The 21,535-nt window shown below is 44.4% G+C and carries 22 protein-coding genes; 19 read left to right on the top strand and 3 right to left on the bottom strand.

From position 1 onward, the window contains the following. Window positions 1-215 precede the first annotated feature (215 nt). The 5 genes from COU90_00110 to secF all read left to right on the top strand — a co-directional run bounded on the left by COU90_00110 (window position 216) and on the right by secF (window position 3,682). A complete protein-coding gene (locus COU90_00110) occupies window positions 216-401 on the top strand; it encodes a preprotein translocase subunit SecE (GenBank protein PJE64909.1) in 186 nt (61 codons plus the stop codon). A 64-nt stretch (window positions 402-465) separates the two neighbouring features. Beyond that, window positions 466-1,011 carry a transcription termination/antitermination protein NusG gene (locus COU90_00105; GenBank protein PJE64908.1) on the top strand — a complete coding sequence of 182 codons (546 nt, stop codon included), beginning with the start codon at window positions 466-468 and terminating at the stop codon, window positions 1,009-1,011. 24 nt (window positions 1,012-1,035) lie between these two features. Next, a complete protein-coding gene (gene rplK, locus COU90_00100) occupies window positions 1,036-1,470 on the top strand; it encodes a 50S ribosomal protein L11 (protein ID PJE64907.1) in 435 nt (144 codons plus the stop codon). 28 nt (window positions 1,471-1,498) lie between these two features. Next, window positions 1,499-2,785 carry a protein translocase subunit SecD gene (gene secD / locus COU90_00095; protein ID PJE64933.1) on the top strand — a complete coding sequence of 429 codons (1,287 nt, stop codon included), beginning with the start codon at window positions 1,499-1,501 and terminating at the stop codon, window positions 2,783-2,785. A 9-nt stretch (window positions 2,786-2,794) separates the two neighbouring features. Then, complete coding sequence (secF, locus tag COU90_00090; GenBank protein PJE64906.1) at window positions 2,795-3,682, top strand: protein translocase subunit SecF; 888 nt, start codon at window positions 2,795-2,797, stop codon at window positions 3,680-3,682. Between the two features lie 34 nt (window positions 3,683-3,716). Here the strand turns inward: secF and COU90_00085 are convergent, their stop codons facing one another. Further along, the gene (locus tag COU90_00085) at window positions 3,717-4,547 is read right to left on the bottom strand and encodes an endonuclease III (protein ID PJE64905.1); all 831 of its coding nucleotides are present in this window, start codon (window positions 4,545-4,547) and stop codon (window positions 3,717-3,719) included. A 72-nt stretch (window positions 4,548-4,619) separates the two neighbouring features. Between COU90_00085 and COU90_00080 the strand changes: the two genes are divergently transcribed. Continuing rightward, complete coding sequence (locus COU90_00080; protein ID PJE64904.1) at window positions 4,620-5,243, top strand: hypothetical protein; 624 nt, start codon at window positions 4,620-4,622, stop codon at window positions 5,241-5,243. Window positions 5,244-5,296: 53 nt separating this feature from the next. Next, window positions 5,297-6,184, top strand: coding sequence for a hypothetical protein (locus COU90_00075; protein PJE64903.1), 888 nt, complete (start codon window positions 5,297-5,299; stop codon window positions 6,182-6,184). Here COU90_00075 and COU90_00070 read toward each other — a convergent pair. After that, window positions 6,181-7,491: a hypothetical protein gene (locus COU90_00070; GenBank protein PJE64902.1), complete on the bottom strand. Its 1,311-nt coding sequence runs from the start codon at window positions 7,489-7,491 to the stop codon at window positions 6,181-6,183. The genes COU90_00075 and COU90_00070 overlap by 4 nt on opposite strands. 19 nt (window positions 7,492-7,510) lie before the next feature. On the opposite strand from COU90_00070, the gene COU90_00065 reads away from it, so the two are divergent. The 6 genes from COU90_00065 (at window position 7,511) to COU90_00040 (ending at window position 13,420) form a co-directional block, all read left to right on the top strand. After that, on the top strand, window positions 7,511-7,828 hold the full coding sequence (locus COU90_00065) for a hypothetical protein (GenBank protein ID PJE64901.1): 318 nt from the start codon (window positions 7,511-7,513) through the stop codon (window positions 7,826-7,828). Between the two features lie 72 nt (window positions 7,829-7,900). Beyond that, the gene (locus COU90_00060) at window positions 7,901-8,680 is read left to right on the top strand and encodes a hypothetical protein (protein ID PJE64900.1); all 780 of its coding nucleotides are present in this window, start codon (window positions 7,901-7,903) and stop codon (window positions 8,678-8,680) included. A gap of 49 nt (window positions 8,681-8,729) precedes the next feature. Further along, entirely contained in the window at window positions 8,730-9,983 is a 1,254-nt protein-coding gene (gene murD / locus COU90_00055; protein PJE64899.1) for a UDP-N-acetylmuramoyl-L-alanine--D-glutamate ligase, read from the top strand. A gap of 25 nt (window positions 9,984-10,008) precedes the next feature. Next, on the top strand, window positions 10,009-11,295 hold the full coding sequence (locus COU90_00050) for a serine--tRNA ligase (protein ID PJE64898.1): 1,287 nt from the start codon (window positions 10,009-10,011) through the stop codon (window positions 11,293-11,295). Next, on the top strand, window positions 11,292-12,554 hold the full coding sequence (gene alr / locus COU90_00045; GenBank protein PJE64897.1) for an alanine racemase: 1,263 nt from the start codon (window positions 11,292-11,294) through the stop codon (window positions 12,552-12,554). The genes COU90_00050 and alr overlap by 4 nt, the downstream gene beginning before the upstream one ends. An 11-nt stretch (window positions 12,555-12,565) precedes the next feature. Beyond that, window positions 12,566-13,420, top strand: coding sequence for a hypothetical protein (locus COU90_00040; protein PJE64896.1), 855 nt, complete (start codon window positions 12,566-12,568; stop codon window positions 13,418-13,420). A gap of 13 nt (window positions 13,421-13,433) precedes the next feature. On the opposite strand, the gene COU90_00035 is transcribed toward COU90_00040, so the two are convergent. Further along, window positions 13,434-15,263 carry a hypothetical protein gene (locus COU90_00035; GenBank protein PJE64895.1) on the bottom strand — a complete coding sequence of 610 codons (1,830 nt, stop codon included), beginning with the start codon at window positions 15,261-15,263 and terminating at the stop codon, window positions 13,434-13,436. Between the two features lie 282 nt (window positions 15,264-15,545). Here COU90_00035 and COU90_00030 point away from each other — a divergent pair, with 282 nt between their 5' ends. The 6 genes from COU90_00030 (at window position 15,546) to COU90_00005 (ending at window position 21,453) form a co-directional block, all read left to right on the top strand. Beyond that, window positions 15,546-15,980, top strand: a complete 435-nt coding sequence (locus COU90_00030) for a hypothetical protein (GenBank protein ID PJE64894.1) — start codon at window positions 15,546-15,548, stop codon at window positions 15,978-15,980. Continuing rightward, complete coding sequence (locus COU90_00025) at window positions 15,977-18,412, top strand: hypothetical protein (protein PJE64893.1); 2,436 nt, start codon at window positions 15,977-15,979, stop codon at window positions 18,410-18,412. Before COU90_00030 ends, COU90_00025 begins: the two co-directional genes overlap by 4 nt. Before the next feature lie 7 nt (window positions 18,413-18,419). Next, the gene (locus COU90_00020; GenBank protein ID PJE64892.1) at window positions 18,420-19,001 is read left to right on the top strand and encodes a hypothetical protein; all 582 of its coding nucleotides are present in this window, start codon (window positions 18,420-18,422) and stop codon (window positions 18,999-19,001) included. Beyond that, window positions 18,982-19,665, top strand: a complete 684-nt coding sequence (locus COU90_00015) for a hypothetical protein (protein ID PJE64891.1) — start codon at window positions 18,982-18,984, stop codon at window positions 19,663-19,665. Before COU90_00020 ends, COU90_00015 begins: the two co-directional genes overlap by 20 nt. A gap of 122 nt (window positions 19,666-19,787) precedes the next feature. After that, the gene (locus tag COU90_00010; protein ID PJE64890.1) at window positions 19,788-20,282 is read left to right on the top strand and encodes a hypothetical protein; all 495 of its coding nucleotides are present in this window, start codon (window positions 19,788-19,790) and stop codon (window positions 20,280-20,282) included. Window positions 20,283-20,331: 49 nt separating this feature from the next. Next, entirely contained in the window at window positions 20,332-21,453 is a 1,122-nt protein-coding gene (locus tag COU90_00005; GenBank protein PJE64889.1) for a hypothetical protein, read from the top strand. Window positions 21,454-21,535 lie beyond the last annotated feature (82 nt).

The raw sequence follows: 21,535 nt of genomic DNA, 5'->3' as shown, positions 1-21,535 counted from the left end.
ACCGGATCGTCTTGCGTGGCGCGAGAGCGCCGTGCGAGGTACATCGATCCGGAAACTATAATATGCCAGGAGGCATATGTTAACCGGAAATCGTATTGACTTTCTTTTGGTAGTATAGTATCGTGGTCTTGTGGGCCGTCGGGGGGCCTTTTAAAAATGATTTTTAACGAAAAGCGTATCTTTCCCTGACTGCTTTCATACGCTTACAGCTGATTATGATAAAAAAACTTACAGCATATTTTGCGGAAACGCGTATAGAGCTCAAGCGTGTTACGTGGCCTTCGCGAGAAGAAACACTTCGCATGACGGCGGCGGTTGTTTTTATTTCCATCGTTGTTGCGATATTTTTGGGTTTTCTTGATATTCTTTTTCAATATTTATTGGAGGCATTTATTCTCTAGTAGGTGGAATACGGTGAGTAATTGTCTATAATTATCAATCTCTTACCGTCCACTTCATTTTCATATGGCAAAACAAACAGCTGAATTTGGTCGGAATTGGTATGCGGTACATACTTATTCCGGCTATGAAGATGCCGTTGCGCGTAATTTACGCCAGCGTATTGAATCTATGGGTATGGAGGATAAGATTTTTACCGTTCTTGTTCCTACCGAGAAAAAAATAAAAATTAAAGGCGGAAAGCGTCGAGTTACCGAGGAAAAAGTGTATCCCGGATATGTACTTGTGGAAATGATTGTGACGGACGATTCATGGTATGTTATTCGAAATACACCGCGGGTAACGGGTTTTGTCGGTTCGGGAACAACCCCAACCCCTCTTTCTGAAGAGGAGATGGAAATATTGCTGGGACGCATGGGCGAAGATGAACCGAAGCACACTGTTGACTTTACCGAGGGAGATACGGTAAAAATCACAGACGGACCATTTAAGGATTACGAAGGAAAGGTGTCGGAAGTTGATGCAGAGAAGGGAAAGGTTCGGGTGCTTGTATCCATTTTTGGACGCGAAACACCGGTAGAATTGGATTTTTTGCAGGTAAAACGTATCTAGTCGCTTATTCACCATTCATTATATATGGCAGACAATAAAAAAATAAAAACGGTTCTTAAACTTCAAATTAAAGCCGGGAAAGCAACGCCCGCACCTCCCGTAGGAACGGCATTGGGACCTCATGGTATTAATATTGGAGATTTTGTAAATAAATTTAATCAGGCAACGGCAGATAAAGGAGATGATATTATTCCCGCAGAAATTACCATTTACGAGGATCGGACATTCGATTTTAAACTCAAAACGCCTCCGGCATCCGATATGCTTCGAAAGGCCGCGGGAGTGGATAAAGGTTCCGGACAACCGTTGCGTAAAAAAGTTGGCACGGTAACGCGCGATCAGGTGCGTGATATGGCGGAACGCAAGAAGGAAGACCTAAACGCAAACGATACAGAAGCGGCAATGCGTATTATCGAAGGCACGGCACGAAGTATGGGAATAGAGGTAGAGAATCTGTAAGAATATGTCACAAAGCGCAAAAGCACGTATGATGAGTCTTCTGTTGTTTATCGTCGGCGGGGTTGCCGGGCTTTTCGTCTTTCCGGCGCATATTCCTTTTATAGAAAATGTACCGTTGTTTGAGCGTCCTTTTCGATTAGGACTCGATTTACAGGGAGGGACGCACCTTGTATACCAGGCCGACATAACGGAAATTCCGGCGGGAGACGTAGAGGAATCCATGGAAGGACTCCGGGATGTTATCGAGCGGCGCGTGAACGTGTTTGGTGTTGCGGAGCCGCTTATTCAGGTGGAGCAGTCGGGAGAAAGTCAGCGTCTCATTGTGGAGCTTGCAGGTATTAAAGATATTAACGAGGCGATTCGTCTTATTGGCGAGACGCCTTTTTTGGAATTTCGCACGGAACGGGAAGAACCGATAGATCCCGAAGCGGAAAGCATTTCAGCGGATGAGTTTTTTGTACCGACCAAGCTTACGGGGAAATTTTTGGAGCGGGCGGATGTGGCGTTTGATAGCGTGAGCGGACAACCGCATGTAACACTTCGATTTAATGAAGAAGGAGCCGCTTTATTTGAAGAAATTACAGAGGAAAATATTGGTCGTCAGGTGGCAATTTATCTTGATGGCATTCTTGTTAGCGCGCCCGTGGTACAGCAAAAAATTGCGGGAGGTACGGCACAAATCACAGGAAATTTTACGGCAGATGAGGTGCGTGATATGGTGCGTCGCTTAAATTCCGGAGCACTTCCGGTCCCGATTACTCTTATTTCCCAGCAAAGCGTGGAGGCATCTTTGGGAGCGGAGTCGCTGGTGCGCAATATAACCGCGGGTATATACGGACTCATTGTCGTTGCCTTGTTTATGATAGGGTGGTACCGATTACCGGGACTTCTTGCCGTACTTGCTCTTCTTTTGTATACGGTTATCGTACTTACCATCTTTAAACTTATCCCTGTTACACTAACGGCCGCGGGAGTTGCTGGTTTTATTCTTTCCATCGGTATTGCGGTGGATGCCAATATTCTTATATTCGAGCGATTCAAAGAAGAAATGGCGAGAGGGCGTACCATAGAAAATGCGCTTGAAGAAGGGTTTGTGCGTGCATGGACGTCTATTCGCGATTCCAATGTTTCAAGTCTTATTACGGCATCCATTCTTTATTGGTTTGGAAGCAGTCTTATTCAGGGATTCGCCCTTACGTTGGGTATTGGTATTTTAGTGAGTATGTTTTCAGCAATTACTATTACGCGCACGTTTCTTCGCGCTTTTTCGTGGAATGAGGGCATGATGGTGCGAAAACTTTTTGGCGTAAAATAAATTTAGTATATGGATATTATTGGAAAAAGAACTATATGGTACGGTATATCGGCGATTCTCTCGGCGGTAAGTATTATGGCCATTTTATTGTGGGGGTTTAACTTGGGTATAGATTTTACCGGAGGATCTTTGGTGGAGTTGGAATTTGATGCGACTACCCCTGCTTCCGGTGATTTGGAAAGTAGTATTGAGGCATTGGGTTTCGGGGAGGTGCGTATTCAGCCCACGGAAGAGCAGGGTGTGCTTATTCGTATGCGGGATCTGGATGAAGACGCACATCAGCGCGTTCTTGCCGCAGTGGAAGAACAGGGATCTTTTACGGAAAAACGATTTGTTTCCATAGGACCGGTCATTGGAGGAGAACTAAAACAGCGCGCAATTATAGCACTTGCGCTTGTTATGATCGCTATCGTGTTTTATATTGCATGGGCGTTTCGGAAAGTATCAGAGCCGGTGCAGTCATGGAAATACGGTCTTATAGCTATCGTGGCACTACTTCACGATGTTCTTATTCCCACGGGTGTTTTTGCCTATTTAGGAGCTTATCATGGCGTTGAAATAGATGCCCTTTTTATAACGGCACTACTTACCATTCTCGGTTTTTCGGTGCATGATACCATTGTTGTATTTGATCGCGTGCGGGAAAATCTAAAAAAACGTACGGGAGATAGTTTTGAAATAACGGTTAATATGAGTATCCGGGAAAATATTATTCGTTCCATTAATACGTCAATAACGCTTATTTTTGTTCTTATTACGCTCTATGTCTGGGGTGGGGAATCAACGAGAATGTTCGCACTTGCCCTTACCATAGGAACGGTGTTGGGAACATATTCCTCCATTTTTATTGCAAGTCCTCTTCTTGTTACCTGGCAACTCGCCGATAAAAGTAAATAGAAACATCCATAATTATTTGTATGTTTTTGTATTCTTATACCATATAAAATTTTCCTTTTCGCCGGAGTGTAGTATCTTTATGTAGTTTAGCGAGAATCTCGGTATATTTTTTTGAAGAAAGATCCTTAATATGGGGATTGTCCGTAAGCAACGCAAAAAGCTCTTCCTTCGTCGCTTTTTTATTGGCAAGAATATACTTAAGAATTTGAGCGCGAATATACCGATTTGATCCTTCGAATTTCGATTGTTTTGCGTATCCCTTACTGCGACGGTTTGGGTTCGGCACATGCTTTAAGCCGTCGCGCCCGTAGTCCATAAGCGCATAATACCATTCGCGTTTTTTTGTTTGGGGCTCGATAGAGGAGAGAATAGCCAGTATGGCGTCATCTGCAACGGATTGTTTTTTCGGAAAAAATTCATGAATAATAACGCGGCGTATATTTGTTTCTACAAATGGTTCGCATATGCCATAAGCAAAACATTGAATGGCGCGTGCGGAGTATGGTCCGATGCCGGGGAGGCGTTCAAGCTCATGAATTGTTTTAGGAATAATGCCGCCGTGTTCCGATTGTATTATTTCAGCGGCGCGTTTCAAATATATACCGCGCCGATTATATCCCATGCCTTGCCATTCAATAAGAACACTTGCAAGCGGTGCTGTTGCCAAATGAGTTATGGTAGGAAAACGTTTTAAGAATAAGGGATATTTTTCCTGTACGCGGGGTATCTGTGTTTGCTGAAGCATTACTTCCGATACAAAAATAGCATATGGATCACGTGTTTCTCGCCATGATAATGCGGGAGCATGATTTTTATACCAATACCGTATGGTATATTTGAATCTTTGACTTTTAGTGTTCTTCATGTGTATGATAGACGTGTATTAGATATTTTCGTATATATTCAGAGGGGGAGTTATTAACTCATTATATATACCATGTGGGAGAAAATTAAAGAAAATGCAGATGTTATTGTAGTAGCTATCGTAGCCTTTCTTATAGGATTTGGTTCGGCGTCCCTTTTTGGCGGAAATACAGATGGGGTTTCGAACTTACAAAACGGGGACGGACAAGAAATAACAGATATCAGCGATGTTCCGTTTGAGATACCGGGTAATATGGACAATGAAGATACATCCTCTGATACCGTAAATAATACCGCAAATGACGTTACCGGTATGGAAAGCATGGACGCGATGGAAACAGCTGTTTCCACGGCAGGGGAGAATGTCATTTCTGTAGACAATCAGCGTGCCGGAAATAGCGTACGCATTACACGTGTTGGGTTGGCAGTTTCGGGATGGGTAGCTGTACGGGAGGTATCGCAAGGTGTTTTCGGTAATGTTTTGGGAGCCGCGTGGTTTCCCGCGGGCATGCATACGGACGTAGATGTTGAACTTCTCCGGGGAACGGAAGGAGGGGAAGAATATGCGGCGGTTTTGTATGTTGATACGGCGGATGATCATCAGTTTTTTATCGAACAGGAACAGCTTGTCACCAACGAGGCGGGCAGTATGGTAATGTCGTCTTTCAATACAGTAGCAAACCCTAGTGGTTTCTAGGACACGTCTTCAAAAAAGATCAAAAATCGGTCTAAAAAATAACATATTTTTTGATGAAAAAGCAATTTAAACAAAAAAAATCCGTACACACGGAACGGGTTATTCTTTACCATGCCGATTGTCCGGACGGATTTGCGGCGGCTTGGGCGGCATGGAAAAAGTTTAAAACACGCGCTCTCTATATTCCGGTACCGCCCAGTAATCGGGAACTCCCGGCGGCCGCTCGCGGAAAGGCGGTCTATACGGTCGATTGCTCTTTTCCAAAGGATGTTATAAAAGACATAAAAAAGGATGTCGCATCGCTTACGGTTATAGATCATCATATTACCAATAAAGAAGCCGCAGAACTCGCGGATGAATATGCGTATGACGTACTCCATTCCGGCGCGGTATTGTCATGGAAATATTTTCACCCAAAAGAGAAAGTTCCCAAATTATTGCAGTACATAGAAGATTCCGATTTGTGGAAATTTAAACTGCCGCGTACCAAAAAAATAATGGCATCTCTTCAGCTTTATGATGCGCAGTTTGCGGTATGGGATAAATTAGTGCGTGATGTTGAAGCGGGTGAAGAAAAAAAATATCTTGATGAAGGGTCAATTTTGCTTCGGCAAATGGATCGGCGTATTGGACGTATGGCGGCAAGTGCGGAGGATGTTAATTTTGAAGGATATGTATGCAAGATGGTAAACACCAATATATATGTTTCCGAATTGGGGCATACGCTGGTAAAACACGGAAGTCCGGTAGCAATTATGTGGTCGCGTCGTGAGCATAAAATTATCGTATCTCTCCGTTCGGACGGAAGCGTGAATGTTGCGGAATTGGCAGAGCGTTATGGCGGTGGAGGACACAAGTCAGCGGCGGGTTTTTCTTTTGAAGTAAAAGATTTTCTTACATTTAAAAAAGGGAGACGCAAGAAAAATTCACCCAAAGTTTAGAGGAGCTCTCTTCTGTGGCGTTTGCGGTAATAGGAAATGGCGAACCGATGGGATTCATTACGAATTTGTTGGAGTAAATACAAAAGCGATGTCGGTACTTTCTTAAGAGGTATTGGCATTTTTTGTCCGGGGATATACAATTCTTCTTCACGCTTTGCAATGGAAATAATAGTTATGAGATTCGACCTCGTAAATAAAGGAGATGTTTTATAGGCGGCAACGGCGGCATGTAATTGAGCACGCCCTCCGTCAATAAGGATAACGTCTGGTATTGTCCATTCCGTATGAGCAAAGCGACGGGTAAGCACTTCGTTCATCATAGCGGGATCATTTGCTCCTTCTACCGTTTTAATGCGAAATTTACGGTATTCATTTTTATCAGGCATGCCATCCGTGAACACTACCAAAGAACCAACTGCAAACGCGCCTTGGATATTTGAAATATCATACCCCTCTATACGTTCCGGCGTCTCTTCACGTTTAAGAAGCATACGCAGTTCGTAGAGTCCTTTTTGATTTTGAACGCCATATTCTTTTTTTATGACACGGCTGTGGGCGAATATGCGCGAAAGTCGCCTAAGTTGATCACGGGCATGCGCCGCATCTTCAAACCGTTTTTGAGCGCTTGCCGTTTGCATAGTACGTTCGAGTGTTTTCATAAGCTGTTTTTGCCTGCCGAAGAGAACATTTCGGATATAGCGGATATTTTTTTGATACGCCGCCAATTCTTTTCCGGGCGGCGTATAATTTTTCAGACAACATATGCCGGCGCAAAGTCCCAGCTGTGCCTGCTGGCATCGGCGCGTATGATATTGTTTGCATGTGCAGTACGGAAATATTTTTCTAAGGGAGCGAAGTATATTCTTAAGACCATATCCATTGGTAAACGGGCCGATGAACTCACTCTTTAAGGAAGAGGATTTTTTTTGATCGGTCACAGATAATGTAGGGCGGTGAACGATGAATATACGGGGAAACTGTTCTTTTGTGATTTCAACAAAAGAATAATATTTGTCATCCCTAAGAACAATGTTATAAGGAGGGCGGTGTTTTTTGATGTAGGAAGCTTCTTGCAATAGGGCGTCAATTTCGGAATCGGCATCTTGCCAGGTGATAGTGCGAGCGCGTTCCAGCATTTCTTTTTTAGCAGGTGTGAGATTGGTACTTTTCGTAAAATAGGATGCAAGACGCTGGCGTATATTTACCGCTTTTCCCACGTACAATACTTTTCCGCGCTCACCTCGAAAAAAGTACACGCCTGGCGTGGACGGCAGAGTAGGTCGTAATGATATAAAATCAACAGCCATCCCATAGGTATAATCTATAATGCTTCACATTGCAATTATATCATTTACGGTATATATTCTCTGCAGAAGAACATTAATAAGGAGGAGAGAAATGAAATACTCGTTTAAGGTATTCGAAGGTTTTCCCGAAGTCCAATGCGGGGGGTATCGACTTGATTTACCGGGTATTATACGCCAACAGGCGGTTGATCTTGGCATTCCACAGCATCATATTGAGCTGTCATCCGCCTGTACCTTTTGTTATGGCAACGGTAAAACATTTTTCTCTTATCGGCGCGATAAAAACGAGCCACCTTTAACCAGTCTTTCTTATGTGGTTAAGCGTCCTTTAACGTAATAGGCTTCTCCGTGAAGCTTGGATGATTGCACCGCTCACCATCCGGATACATTGTAATCCTGGGAGGAAGTTATGATAATGGAATATCGGCCTTTTGTGGTTTCCGCCAAGCCGGAATATTTTCATGAGGTGTCCATTCCTAATGTGAATCCTCGTGATACGGTTGATATAAGTGTTGCCGTACCGGAAGGCGCCACGGCAATTATTATCTTTTGTTATGGAGGTTCATTGGACTTTCATAGATGGCGGTCTTTACTTCTTTTACAGAAGTTCTTTAAGGCAGGGTACGGCATCGCCTTTTTTGACTATCGTGGCATGAATGCAAGTAGCGGTTCTAACATATTTTTTGAACATACGGGACTTCACACACGCATTATTGATACACAATATATTTTGGTGTATCTTGCATGCCACTACCCCAAACTGAAACAAATTTTATGGGGACACAGTATGGGGGGTCATATTGCGGCATGTTTGTCTGCCGAACCTTTGGTATCACGAGTTATCTTGTCTGCGCCGGGAGCATTCTCATCTGTTCTTGTTGATAGAAAAATTCCGTTCGGGGAAAACTTTAGGAAGATTCTACGTCAGCCGGGAAGCTGGATGGATTCTGAATCTTTCGAGATTCTTAAACAATCGAATGTTCCTCTTCTCCTGTTTACATTTGAGGACGATGCCATTATTCCTTTCGAAGTAACGGAGACGTACTTTATGTTTGCCGCTAATAAGAAAAAACGGCACGTTATTATCTCGGGAGAGCATGGCGGCACGTTTGAGTGTTATTCCGCATCCGAAGATAGAAGGGAACAACTTGTCGAAATTGCATGTAATTGGATGAGTGACGATTCATGAACAGACCTCTTTTAGGGGTCTTTTTTCTTTCAGTGCATTGATGTAGTGTATGTCTATGAAGAACATAAAAAAGGTTGCCATTTTGGGTCATGGAAAAGAGGGGCGATCAGTACACCGTTTTTTACGCACGTCCCCGAGCTATAAAAATGCGCAAATTACTATTTTGGATAAAAAAAATAACCCGGAATATCTTACTCATCTTGATGAATACGATATTGTTTTTAAAACACCCGGTATTCCATATGCATTGCCGGAAATTATAAAAGCCCGGAAAAAAGGAGTTTGTTTTTCGAGTGCCACGGAGCTCTTCTTTAGGCATGCGAAGGGAATCATTATTGGCATTACCGGTACGAAAGGAAAAGGAACAACCGCAACCATGTTGTATGCCATACTGAAAGCGGCAAAGAAGGATGTGTACCTTGCGGGCAATATTGGCGCTCCCATGCTGGGACTTCTTCCAAAACTCAAAAAAACATCAATCATCATCCTGGAGCTTTCCAGTTTTCAGCTTCAGTATCTGCCATATTCTCCTCATATAGCGGTTGTGCTTCCTATTGTACCGGATCATTTGGACGCACATAAAACCTTCCGGGAGTATGTAGATGCAAAATCATATATCGCTAAAAATCAAACAAAAAAAGATATTGTTTTTTATGCAAAAGGGAATTTATCGGCAGTGCGCGTAGCAAGGAAAAGCGCAGGCATAAAAAAAGTCGTGGATACGGCAAAGCCATACGGATTTGAGAAGGATGACGTGCGTGTGCCCGGGATTCATAATTATGAAAATGCCGTTATGGCATCCTCTGTAGCGGCATATATGAAATGTACGGCGGGTGAAATCAAGAGAGGCATACGGTCATTTCGTGGACTGCCGTATCATTTGGAGTATATTCGATCTGTTAATGGCATTTCATTTTATAACGATTCGGCTTCCACTAATCCTTTTGCAACAGTGGCCGCCATACGTACCGAGAAGGAATCCGGCATTCTTATTATGGGAGGAAAAGACAAGAATTTTTCTTATACGGTCGTTAAAAAAGCACTTGATGAATCGCGCATAAAAGCCGTTATTATATTGGGGGAAAATACAGAAAAAGTATGCAAGGATATTGCGGGCACAGTTGTCCCTCTTGTGCCGGTAGATACGCTTTTTAATGCTGTACATAAGGCATATAAGAGAGCTCTTGCGCAAAAGGCGCATTCCGTTATATTTTCACCGGGAGCGGCGAGTTTTGATATGTTTGAAAACGCAAAAGAACGCGGGAAGCAATTTACTACCCTTGTTCGCGGACTTAAATTCTAAAGGGGTATATGCTAGTCTGGAAGATATGTTGGACATACATTTTATACGGGAGCACACGGATATTGTGCGGGAGGCCGCTCGGAAAAAGCATATTTCTATTGATATAGAGAGATTGTTAACGTTGGATAAAAAGCGCCGTGAATGCGTGCAGGCGGTTGATGTCTTGCGCGGCAGGCATAATGCGGAGAGTGAACGCGTTCCTCGTATAACGGATGCAATCGAACGGGAACAGGTTATTGCCGGTCTTCGTTCCGCAAAGGAAGAACTCTCCAAAAAAGAAGAGGAATTAAAACCGATAGAAACGGAGTATATGCGTTTGCTTCTTTTGGTGCCGAATATTCCGGATCTTTCCGTGCCGGAAGGAGAATCGGACGCACAAAATCAGGAGCTTCGCAGGGTGGGTGAGCCGCCCCGATTTGATTTTGAGCCAAAAGATCATATTGCGCTTTTGAAAGATCTTGATCTGGCTGATTTTGAGCGCGGAACGAAAGTTTCCGGATTTCGCGGTTATTTTTTAAAAAATGAAGCAGTATTGTTGGCGCAGGCATTATGGCAGTTTTCATTTGAAAAACTGATACAAAAAGGATTTGCGATTCATATGGCTCCCGCTCTTGTGCGCGGCGTTACGCTTGTGGGAACCGGATGGCTTCCGCAAGGAAAAGACGAAGTGTACAAAATAGAAGGGGAAGATTTATATCTGGCGGGAACAGCGGAAGTTCCGATGATGGGCATGTATGAAGATGAAATTTTAGACGAGAACGAATTTCCAAAATTATCAGCGGCGCTCTCACCATGTTTCCGAAGCGAAGCAGGGAGTTATGGGAAAGACACGAAAGGGCTTTACCGCGTTCATGAATTTTTTAAAGTGGAACAGGTGGTGCTCTGTCGTGCGGATCATGAAGAATCGGTCAGATGGCATGAGGCGCTTACCAAGAACGCGGAGGATATGATGGTTGAACTCGGTCTCCCGTATCGTGTGGTAGTGAATTGCGGTGGAGATTTAGGGCTCGGACAGGTAAAAAAATATGATATTGAAGCATGGATTCCATCTCAAAACAAATATGGAGAAACGCACTCGTCGTCCTATTTTCATGATTTTCAGACGCGTCGGCTGAATATTCGTTATCGGGACGGAGAAGGAAACTTGCGGTTTGCGCATTCACTTAATAACACTATGGTAGCGACGCCGCGCATTCTTATTCAAATATTGGAAAATAACCAGCAAGCGGATGGATCAGTCATAGTACCGGAAGTTCTGCGAAAGTGGGTGGGGAAAGATAGAATACAGAAATTGAAGCAAGAAGAAAGATGATAAAAAATCAAATGTCGCATCATAAAACGTGGGTTGAGGTGGATGCCGCCGCTGTGCGGCATAATTTTAATGTGGCGCAAAAGATAGCGGGAAATGCCGTTTCGGTAATGGCAATTGTAAAGGCGAACGCGTATGGTCATGGGTTGCGCGAGGTGGCGAATATACTCACAGCCGAACCCGATAAAAGTGAATCAAAAAACAGTGACTCGTTAAATCGGAAGCGAGACTTCCGAATATCCGGAGGTCTCACTTCCGATTTGTGGTTTGGGGTAGATTCCATAGAGGAAGCTCTTATTCTCCGAAAAGATCATAAAAAAAATCCCATACTTATTCTTGGTTATGTGCCAAAACCTTCAATTGCTGATGCCGTAAAAAAGAATATCAGTATGGCACTGTACGATTCCGATACTCTTTTGTCCATCGCGGAAGCGGCAAAAAGGGTAAAGAAAAAGGCGCGCGTACATCTTAAGATAGAAACGGGAACTTACCGCCAGGGAATTTTTCCGGATAATATGCCGGAATTTATTACGTTGCTTATCCGGCAGAAGAAGTACATAGAGGTGGAGGGAGTGTATACGCATTTTTCTGATACGGAAAATCTTTCCTCCCGCTATTATAAAGAGCAGTTACAGCAATTTGAACAGGCGCGGGCGATGCTTTCTGCGGCGCATATTCATCCGGCTCATGTGCATACGGCGGCGAGTGCGTCACTGCTTTTGTATCCGGAAACACGGTTTACCATGGTGCGATGGGGTGTGGGACTATATGGCATGTATCCGTCCGAAGAAGTGAGGGATCGCGTAGGTAAATCAGCTCTATTAAAACCCGTAATTACATGGAAAACACGTATTGTACAGATTAAAGATGTTCCAAAGGGGGGTACGGTTGGATATGACAGAACATATACGGCAAAAAAACCGATAAAGCTCGCCATTCTTCCGGTGGGGTACGGGGACGGGTACTGGCGCCATCTTTCAAATAAGGGGACTGTGCTAGTGCGCGGAGAGAGGGCACAGGTTGCCGGAAATATTTGCATGAATATATGCATGGTGGATGTTACGCATATACCAAAAGCGTGTATAGGAGATGAGGTGGTATTAATGGGAAAACAAAAACGGGAGCATATTACTCCCGAAGAAATTGCACGCAAGGTAGGAAGTATTAATTACGAAGTTCCCACACGTATCAGTCCGCGGATATTACGTGTTGCCGAGATATCTACACGCATTAATCCGGATATAACGCGTACCGTAGTATAATTACCGCATATATGTTGGGGAAAAATAAAACAGTCAAAAAAGGATCCATTCTCGCAAAAAATAGAAGCAGGCAGAAACAGCAGAGAATACGAAATATATTGCTCCGTATAGCGCTTCCCATAGGGGGTATTCTCGTCTTTTTGGGTGCGGCGGTATTTCTTCCGTACTTGCGGGTGGCGAACATAACAACGGAAGGAACAAGTACGGTGCCGGATGAATTGGTGCGCGGGATAGCTGAAGAGATGTTAAAGGGAACATTCGGCGGAATGGTTCCGCGCAGTAATATTCTTTTTGTTCGGCCGGAGTCTATCGCAAACCGATTGCTGGAAACATACCCCGATATAGCGAGTGCGCATGTTTCGTACATATTACAAATACCTCCCGAACTGCACATTACCATAGAGGAACGTACGCATGTGGGCATTTTTTGTGCCGTTGAAAACGAGGAATATAATAATGAGGCGTGTTTTTATATAGACGGTAACGGTGTTTTGTTTGCGGAGGCCCCCAATTTACGCGGACACGTGGTAACACGATTTATAACGAAGCAAGGGAGGCGCTTTTCATTAGGAGACGAAGCTATTTCCGCGGATGATATGCATGTTTTAGATGCAATGGTGCGAATCATCGAAGAAAAAACATTAATTCGTGTTGAGGAAGTTAGAATAGACGCATCATATGAGGGTGAACGCGTATTTCATACAAACGAGGGGTGGGATATTATATTTGAAGCAGGCGAAGACAGTACGCGCGGACTTGAAAATCTATTCCTTGTTTTGGAAGAACACATCACCAATCATGATAATCTTTCGTATATCGATATACGCTTGCCGCAAAAAGTATTTTTTAAGTACAATGACAAATAATACGGATTATTTGTTACGGTAGTTTATAGATGAATATTGATTGTCCTGCGCGCGCAATAGGCTCGTAGGATCGAAGCCATATGTATAAATCTTCTTCATTCCGACTGGAAAGAGAAGGGGACGGTATGAGTTTTCCGTACGCGCCCTGGCGGAAAGAAGCGGAAATGGCAAAGTACCCGCTGGGAGCCCCGCGGGATGACCACCACGGCTCTACTTTTTCTCCGAAATAGTATGATAAATCTCCGGCGCCGAAGTAATCTACGGCAATATGATCTATGTGGTTATTATCTACATAATCTCGAAGACGCTTTAAGTCTTGTCCCCAGTCGAAATTAGAATCAACCGCATAACGGTATCCTTCTCCTCTAACGCCGGCAATACCATTGAAATAGCTAAGATAATAGGGGTATGCGGTGAGTACCGAAAAGCCGATCCAGAAAAGAGTAACGGTTAGAAAAAGCTGTTTAGGGAGAGCGGTGATATGTTCATAATAGATTTCACGCATAACGCCTTCCGCCGTTTTGGGGTTTGGTGTACGCACGTCTCCAATCCATGCGACAATTTGTTTGGAAACCAATATGTAGATAAAAGGAAAGGTGGGCAGTACATGTCGTACGCCGATATTAAGCGGTGAGCGTATGGAGTACCACCAATATACGGCAATAAAAACAAGCATGGTCGTTTCCGCGCTATGTTCGCGTATCCAGCGGCCGAGTGCAAAACTCTTTGTGTGTCCCCACCGTATGAATACAACACCGATAGCAACAATGGTAAGAATATGCAGGGCAAGCGTTTCTTTTAATGCATATACAACGGGGAAATAATGTGTCCATCCGGTATTTGTCACTTCACCAAGGAAGTATGTCGTATTTCCACCCGCCGCACGTTGTACTACCATAAGTACGCCTAATATATATTGCCCGATACCGCGCGTTAGGCGATGTTCTATAAGCCAAAAGTCTATATTAACCAAAGACCGCCGCCCGAACGAACTTAAAAATTCTTGCGCATCCGCCAGTTGCCGATCCGGAGGGTAGTTCCATATATGCCACTCATACACAAGAGCGATAATAAAGAGGGCAATGCCGCCGACAATCGCAAATTTTCCGAGAAGCCGGAAGGTATGCCGTATTATATGGCGCAATCGTTCTTTCGGAGAAATATTTTCTTCATACGCATGCGACAATATCCATAAAAGAGTCACAATGGCGTAGACCGGAAGAAGGAGAACTACGGAAAACTTGAGAAGTTGCGCAACGCCAAGAGCAATACCGGCAATAACGATGCGTTTTCGTGTGGGGCGCTCAAGAATATCAATAAATGCCATAATACCGATAAGAAATCCGAATGCCGCGGCAAGATCGGTTGTAACATAGCGGGAATGCGCAAGAAATGTGGGTGAAAAAGCGAGAAGAAATAATGAAAGCAAAGCAACGCGGGAGCCGAATCGGCGCCGTGTCCATGCATAGAGAATCCATCCGAATAAAACCGCCAACAACATCATGGGAATGCGTGCCCAAAAAATAATCTGATCGGCATCATTACCGGATTCATACAAAAATATACGTCCCATATCCCATTGTCCGTTTAGCGCGGTGGTCCATGCGGGGTGATCAGTGGGAAAGGAGAGGCCAAGAAATACAAGAGGAAGAGCGGCAAGATCTTTTATAAGAGGCGGATGTTCCGGATTAAGGCGCATGTCTTTTTCGGTAAGGTAGGAGTATCCGGCGGGAATATGCGCAAGTTCATCCGTGATGGCAGAATCATTCCATGCGGACGCAAACATAAGTGTAAACATAAACACCAGAAAGATAACGGCGATACTGTTTGAGCGTGAGAACATAAAAAATTATTGACAATTAATAATTTATACTATACAATTTTTTAAGAAAAAGGAGGTGTTATGTGAAAGGAGAGAAAATGGATTCGCAAATACACCCTTTTGAAGTATGGCAGGGAGCATTAGTGCTTGCCCTCTTGCTGGGGTACATATATTATTGGGTGCTATGGTAACCAACCCTTAACTCTCAATTAAAGGATATTTAAAAACCGGGATCATATCTTGGTTTTTTTTCTTGTCTTTTTATAACTTTCTCCTGCACAAATTATATCATATAATAGATGAATGAATGAACAAGAACACACACTTGAACGAGAGATCCGTACATTAGAAGAAAAATTACGGGAAAAGAAACACGCCCTGGAAGGCGCTCATGAATCTCCGCCTTCGGAAAAAGAAATTTTTAACGATGTTTTTCGCGAGCATATTGAAAAGGCGGTGGAAGGAACGCCGCCGGAACACGTGAACACTACCGCTCCTCGTCCTATTCCCGCCGTTCCCGCTCATGATTATGCGGCCCCCCAGCAAACGAGTAGTCACGACTCTGATCATAAAGAGCAGATATCCGCATTGGTGGAAATTGCTCTTTCAAAGGGAGTTTCTGCCGCCGTGAAGGTGGCGCGCGAGCTGAAAAATCCCCATTTGTTGGATGATTTTCATGATGCATTGGTGGATGAATATTACGACAAACTTGTTAAGGCGCGGGAAATTAAAGAATGAATTCTCTCTTCCTTTTATTCATTATTGCCATTTTCCTTACTCTCGGAGTGGGGAGTATTGCGTATTATGTTATAGGACGGAAGCGCGCCCAAAAGGGCATCTCCCGGAGTCTTCAGCTTGTTCTCTATAGCGTATTGGTACCGCAGGATACGGCGGAAAATCCACAACCGGATCATGTTAAGGACAGCATATCCATTATGGAACAGTTTTATGCCGGGATGGTTTCTTTGCGAGAGGCGCATATATTGCCGTTTTTGCATGGTAATCCTTCGTTTGTGCTTGAATTGGCGCTTCCCGTTGTTGGGGAGGAAACAACATTCTATGTGGGTGTTCCGCGCAAGTGGGCGCATTCATTCGAAAAAAACGTACATGCATTATTTCCGCACGCACAAGTGGAGCGCACAAAGGACTACAATATATTCAACGAAGAAGGTGCTACGGCCGGATCCGTTCTCTCATTTACCAAGGCGGCATATTTGCCGGTACGTACTTATCGGCATCTGGAAGCGGATCCGTTGGAGGTTGTTACAACGGCATTTTCTAAAATAAAGAAAGAAGGTGAAGGGGCCGCCGTGCAAATTGTTGTACGTCCGGCGGACGGGCACTGGCAGGCAGAAGGACGGGAGGCGGCGCGCTTTATGCGAAAAGGAAAAAAACCCGACACCAGAAATAAAGGATGGCAGGGAGCGGCGACGAAAGTTGCAAGAGATATTATAAATCCGCCCGGGAAGCAGGCAGACGAGCAGTCTTCCGGCAGTGTTATGGAGGTGTTTAATGAAAGTTTTGTAAATCTTGTGGAAGGGAAGGCAAGCCGCGCCGGGTTTGATGTAAATATTCGCATTGTGGCATCTGCCGGCACGTCCGATGATGCGTTGGATATTTTACAGGGTCTTGAGGATGCATTTTTGCAGTTTACCGATCCGCAGGCAAACAGTTTCGGTGTAAATCGCCTGACGGCTAAACCTCTGGAGGATCTTATTTATAACTTTTCTTTTCGTGCATTTAATGAGAAACACGCTCTTTACATGGGAACCGAAGAGCTCACCAGTTTATATCATTTTCCGGTGGGACAGCTTTCCGCTCCTAAGGTAAAGTTTTTAAAAGCGCGGGAAGCGCCGGCGCCGGCAAATCTTTCTACGGAGGGAGTTTTGTTGGGTGAGAACGTGTTTCGGGGAGAGCAGTCGCTCATTCGTATGCAAGCGGACGACCGCCGTCGTCATTTTTATATCATCGGGCAAACAGGCACCGGAAAAACAAATTTCATGAAGAGTTTGGTGCATCAGGATATTATGGCAGGCAAGGGTGTGTGTTTCATCGATCCGCATGGCGAGGTTACGGAGGAGCTTATGGAGCTTATTCCCAAGGAACGCGTGGAGGATGTTATTTATTTCAACCCGGGGGATACCCAGCGTCCGCTGGGGCTTAACATGCTTGAATATGATCCGCAGTACCCCGAACAAAAAACGTTTGTGGTAAACGAGCTTTTCGGTATTTTTCAAAAGTTATATGGCGGCACGCCGGAGTCCATGGGGCCTATGTTTGAACAATATTTTCGCAACGCCACCATGCTTGTCATAGAAGATCCGTCATCCGGAAACACGCTTCTGGAAATAGGGCGCGTGCTTGCCGATAAGGCGTTTCGTGAGTATAAGCTTTCCCGTTCCAAAAACGTTGTTGTAAATACATTCTGGCGTGACGTTGCCGAAAAAGCGGGTGGAGAGGGTGCGCTTGCAAACATTGTGCCGTACATTACATCAAAGTTTGATGTTTTTCTTGCGAATGAGGTTATGCGGCCCATTATTGCCCAAGAGCGTTCCGCGTTCAATTTCCGGACAATTATGGATAATAATCAAATTCTTCTCGTCAATCTTTCAAAGGGGCGTCTGGGAGAATTAAATTCCAGTTTGTTGGGACTCATTATAGTGGGTAAAATTCTCATGGCGTCATTTTCGCGCGTGGATATGCCGCAGGACAAACGAAACGATTTTTATCTATACATAGATGAGTTCCAAAACGTAACGACAAGCTCCATAGAAACAATTCTTTCCGAGGCGCGAAAATATCGCCTTAATCTTATTATCGCGCATCAGTTTGTCGGACAGCTTGAAGACGGTATCAAGCGGGCGGTATTTGGAAATGTCGGTTCCATGGCGGCGCTTCGGGTGGGTGCGGAGGATGCCGAATTTTTAGAACAGCAATTTGCACCGGTGTTTAATGCTCATGATTTAATGAATATTGATAATTACACGGCGTATGTAAAACTTTTAATAAACGGGCAAACATCGCGTCCGTTTAATATCCATACCTTCCCCGCACCAAAAGGAAACTCCACTGTTGCCGAAGCGGTAAAAGAGCTTTCGAGCGTTAAGTATGGTCGTCCCCGTGCGGAGGTGGAGGTGGAAATTAATAGACGCTACGGCATAACGGAATAATAACGTCATGGCATATCATATTATTTTAGAATATATAACCGCGGGGTTTAGACAGCTTGGTACCGCATTTACAACCGATATTGGTATTTGGTGGCTTCTTACACCCATTTTTCTTTTATGGATCGTTATGGAAATATATGCGGGCGAATATAAACAAGAACGCTTTGGTTTTTCAAGCGCGCTTGCGAACGGCTTTTCTCTTTTCTGGATTTCGCTTACATCCTTTCGCGTATTTTTATTTATCGACAAAACATACTTAAACAAAGAAGCATACTCTGATCCGCGGCTATATATCCTTGCCCTATTCGTTTTGTACGCGCTTTTTATTATGTACGCGGCGTTTACGCATACCATGCGAACCTCGCTTACAAAGATTATTGCCGGACCCGCTCTTATTTACTCCTTTTCCGTTCTATCCGTATTATGGGGACAGCGTTTGCTTGTCGTAAATACATCAATTCTTTCAGCACTAGTGATAAGCTTTATCATAATAGTATTTATATTTTTCATCATCCGGCGCCAGTTGGGGGTACGGGGAGACGTAGAACATATATTGGAATTAGGAAAAGATGATCATGCACAAGAATGATTACGCGCTTGGCGGTCTAACAGGTTTTTTTACGGGATTGTTTTTGCTTCCCGTGCTTGCAAATCTTGATATTATGTTGCCTTTTGGCATACCGCACGGCGCTATGCTCCTTATTGTCCCTGTACTCTGGGTGCTTGGTATTTGGTTTGGAAAATTTACCTGCCGGTGGATCCCCATTATGTCGCAAATTTCGCGTTATGTAGCGGCCGGCTTTTTAAGTTTTTCCATCGACTTCGGTATTCTTAATACGCTTATCCTTTTCACCGGCATTACGGCCGGCGGGGGATTCGCTCTTATTAAAGGGGGCGGATATGTAATTGCCAACATCAATGCTTATTTATGGAATAAATACTGGGTATTCAAAAAGTACGATTCCGCCGAGCCTATAACGATGCGCGGCATTGTAAAAGAATATAGCACGTTCCTTTTTGTTTCGGTTGTAGGTTTTGTTATTAATGTTTCTATCGCAACGTTTTTAGTGGGAGATATTTCTGTTTTCGGGCTTATTACCATTCCCGGCATGGGGCCGCAATTCGGTTTTTCTCCGAAGGTATGGGCAAACATAGCTTCCATTATTGCAACCGCCATCGCTATTGTATGGAATTTTACGGGCTATAAATTTATTGTTTTTCGAACGGATCACCATACGGAAGAAAGCAGGTGAATAATATATTGCAGGGAAGTCCGGATTGATTTTCAGGCAGATCTCCCAAAAAAAGCGCCGTTTGTATTTTTTACTTTCGGCATGTATACTTCTGGGGAGTTCGTTTTTCGGGAGGATGTTATATGTGTGCATGGCAGGCAGTATATGAAAATATTCCTTCGTGGCAATACTGCAAATTTGGCGCAATATGCTTTTCCATAGAGCTATGCGTACTGAATGTTCTTATGTACGCAACGGGTATCTATAGCGGTTGGTGGTACGCGGTGTTTCGTGTAGTGAGTTATATGGTAGGGCATACGTTTCGCTTTAATTTCAACAGGCGTTTCGTTTTTCGCAGTACGGAAGCGATAAGGGGTGAGGCGGCGAAATACGTACTGGTTATTGCCGGAGGAGTTCTGATGGGAACCATGATTTCGTGGTTGCTCGTGGACAGAATATTTGGATCCTTGCTCAACGCGGGAGGAACGTGGTGGGCGAATAGCGCCGCTATACTCGGCGACAGCGTAGCCGCTATATTGGACTGGCTAGGAAATAAGCATGTGGTGTTTCATCCCGCCGTCTCCGTAAAGAGACACAATGATACGCCTGGAATAAAAGGCGCCGCCGTAAGGACATAGCAGTCCTTTTTTTATTGAAAAACAACCCTATTTTTGCTACTATCCATTCATGGCACAGCAGGTTATATACCGAAAATATCGCCCAAAAAGCTTTACGGAAGTCGTCGGGCAAAACCACATAACAAGCATTCTTCAAAATGCGATCCGTTTGGATAGGGTGGCGCATGCATATCTTTTTTCCGGTCCGCGCGGCACGGGGAAAACAACCATAGCCCGCCTTCTCGCTAAAACGGCAAACTGCGAAAAACCAAAAGACGGCGCGCCATGCAATGCGTGTGCCGCATGCAAGGAATTCATGGAAGGGCATACGCTGGATCTCATAGAAATAGACGCGGCAAGTTCCCGCGGCATCGACGAAATCCGCGAGCTCCGTGAAGCCGTGCGTCTGGCACCGGCGCGCGCCAAGCACAAAGTCTATATCATAGACGAAGTACATATGCTCACCAAAGAGGCGTTCAATGCTCTTCTTAAAACACTCGAAGAACCGCCCGCACATGCCATTTTCATACTGGCAACCACCGAGCTTGAAAAAGTGCCCGATACCATTATCTCGCGATGTCAGCATTTCGAATTTCGTAAAATCGCAACCTCTGCCATAGTGGAGCGTTTGGGGCAATTGGTAAAAAAGGAGGGTATAACGGCGGAAAAAAGCGCTCTTCAGCTTATCGCTTTTTTTGCCGACGGCGGTCTTCGGGATGCGGAAAGTATGCTTGGTCAGGTGCTTGCCATGGGAGAGAGTTTAACGGAAGAAAGCGTTCGCCTAATCTTGGGCGCGCCCAAAAGCGAGGCCGTAGGGAACCTTATCGCCTTTCTTGCCGAAAAAAATGCGGCGGCGGCAACGGAGCTTATTCTTACAACCATCGATCAGGGTATTGATCCCCAGCTTTACATAAAGCTCATCATTCACCGTTTGCGGAATATGTTGCTTCATTCGTTTAACCCCAATCACATTGCCATAACGGCAGGCACGCTTTCGGAAGAAGAACGGAAGTTTCTGGAAGAAAAAAAGCAAATCTTCACCGCCGCAGAACTGGAGCGCATGCTTAAAATATGGATTGATGCCTACTGGATAAGTTTTAAAACTGTTTTTCCTCAACTTCCGCTGGAGCTTGCCGTTGTGGATATTTTGCGCGATAGTCTAGAGGAGGAAAAAGAAGAAAAAATGATTTAACCATATTGCCGGATCGTTCAATGGTAGGCTCCCGATTTGTTCAAGAGCGAAGCGATTGAAGACAAATCGCAGTGCATGGGAG

The organism is Candidatus Ryanbacteria bacterium CG10_big_fil_rev_8_21_14_0_10_43_42, from assembly GCA_002793915.1.
Classification (GTDB): Bacteria; Patescibacteriota; Minisyncoccia; order Ryanbacterales; family 2-02-FULL-48-12; genus 1-14-0-10-43-42.
This window is presented reverse-complemented; position numbering and strand designations above follow the sequence as displayed.

Excerpts from the sequence above, each read along its gene's own strand:
- COU90_00110 (PJE64909.1), top strand. The coding sequence starts at position 216 with ATGATAAAAAAACTTACAGCATATTTTGCGGAAACGCGTATAGAGCTC.
- COU90_00105 (PJE64908.1), top strand. The coding sequence starts at position 466 with ATGGCAAAACAAACAGCTGAATTTGGTCGGAATTGGTATGCGGTACAT.
- rplK (PJE64907.1), top strand. The coding sequence starts at position 1,036 with ATGGCAGACAATAAAAAAATAAAAACGGTTCTTAAACTTCAAATTAAA.
- secD (PJE64933.1), top strand. The coding sequence starts at position 1,499 with ATGATGAGTCTTCTGTTGTTTATCGTCGGCGGGGTTGCCGGGCTTTTC.
- secF (PJE64906.1), top strand. The coding sequence starts at position 2,795 with ATGGATATTATTGGAAAAAGAACTATATGGTACGGTATATCGGCGATT.
- COU90_00085 (PJE64905.1), bottom strand. The coding sequence starts at position 4,547 with ATGAAGAACACTAAAAGTCAAAGATTCAAATATACCATACGGTATTGG.
- COU90_00080 (PJE64904.1), top strand. The coding sequence starts at position 4,620 with ATGTGGGAGAAAATTAAAGAAAATGCAGATGTTATTGTAGTAGCTATC.
- COU90_00075 (PJE64903.1), top strand. The coding sequence starts at position 5,297 with ATGAAAAAGCAATTTAAACAAAAAAAATCCGTACACACGGAACGGGTT.
- COU90_00070 (PJE64902.1), bottom strand. The coding sequence starts at position 7,491 with ATGGCTGTTGATTTTATATCATTACGACCTACTCTGCCGTCCACGCCA.
- COU90_00065 (PJE64901.1), top strand. The coding sequence starts at position 7,511 with ATGCTTCACATTGCAATTATATCATTTACGGTATATATTCTCTGCAGA.
- COU90_00060 (PJE64900.1), top strand. The coding sequence starts at position 7,901 with ATGATAATGGAATATCGGCCTTTTGTGGTTTCCGCCAAGCCGGAATAT.
- murD (PJE64899.1), top strand. The coding sequence starts at position 8,730 with ATGTCTATGAAGAACATAAAAAAGGTTGCCATTTTGGGTCATGGAAAA.
- COU90_00050 (PJE64898.1), top strand. The coding sequence starts at position 10,009 with ATGTTGGACATACATTTTATACGGGAGCACACGGATATTGTGCGGGAG.
- alr (PJE64897.1), top strand. The coding sequence starts at position 11,292 with ATGATAAAAAATCAAATGTCGCATCATAAAACGTGGGTTGAGGTGGAT.
- COU90_00040 (PJE64896.1), top strand. The coding sequence starts at position 12,566 with ATGTTGGGGAAAAATAAAACAGTCAAAAAAGGATCCATTCTCGCAAAA.
- COU90_00035 (PJE64895.1), bottom strand. The coding sequence starts at position 15,263 with ATGTTCTCACGCTCAAACAGTATCGCCGTTATCTTTCTGGTGTTTATG.
- COU90_00030 (PJE64894.1), top strand. The coding sequence starts at position 15,546 with ATGAATGAACAAGAACACACACTTGAACGAGAGATCCGTACATTAGAA.
- COU90_00025 (PJE64893.1), top strand. The coding sequence starts at position 15,977 with ATGAATTCTCTCTTCCTTTTATTCATTATTGCCATTTTCCTTACTCTC.
- COU90_00020 (PJE64892.1), top strand. The coding sequence starts at position 18,420 with ATGGCATATCATATTATTTTAGAATATATAACCGCGGGGTTTAGACAG.
- COU90_00015 (PJE64891.1), top strand. The coding sequence starts at position 18,982 with ATGATCATGCACAAGAATGATTACGCGCTTGGCGGTCTAACAGGTTTT.
- COU90_00010 (PJE64890.1), top strand. The coding sequence starts at position 19,788 with ATGTGTGCATGGCAGGCAGTATATGAAAATATTCCTTCGTGGCAATAC.
- COU90_00005 (PJE64889.1), top strand. The coding sequence starts at position 20,332 with ATGGCACAGCAGGTTATATACCGAAAATATCGCCCAAAAAGCTTTACG.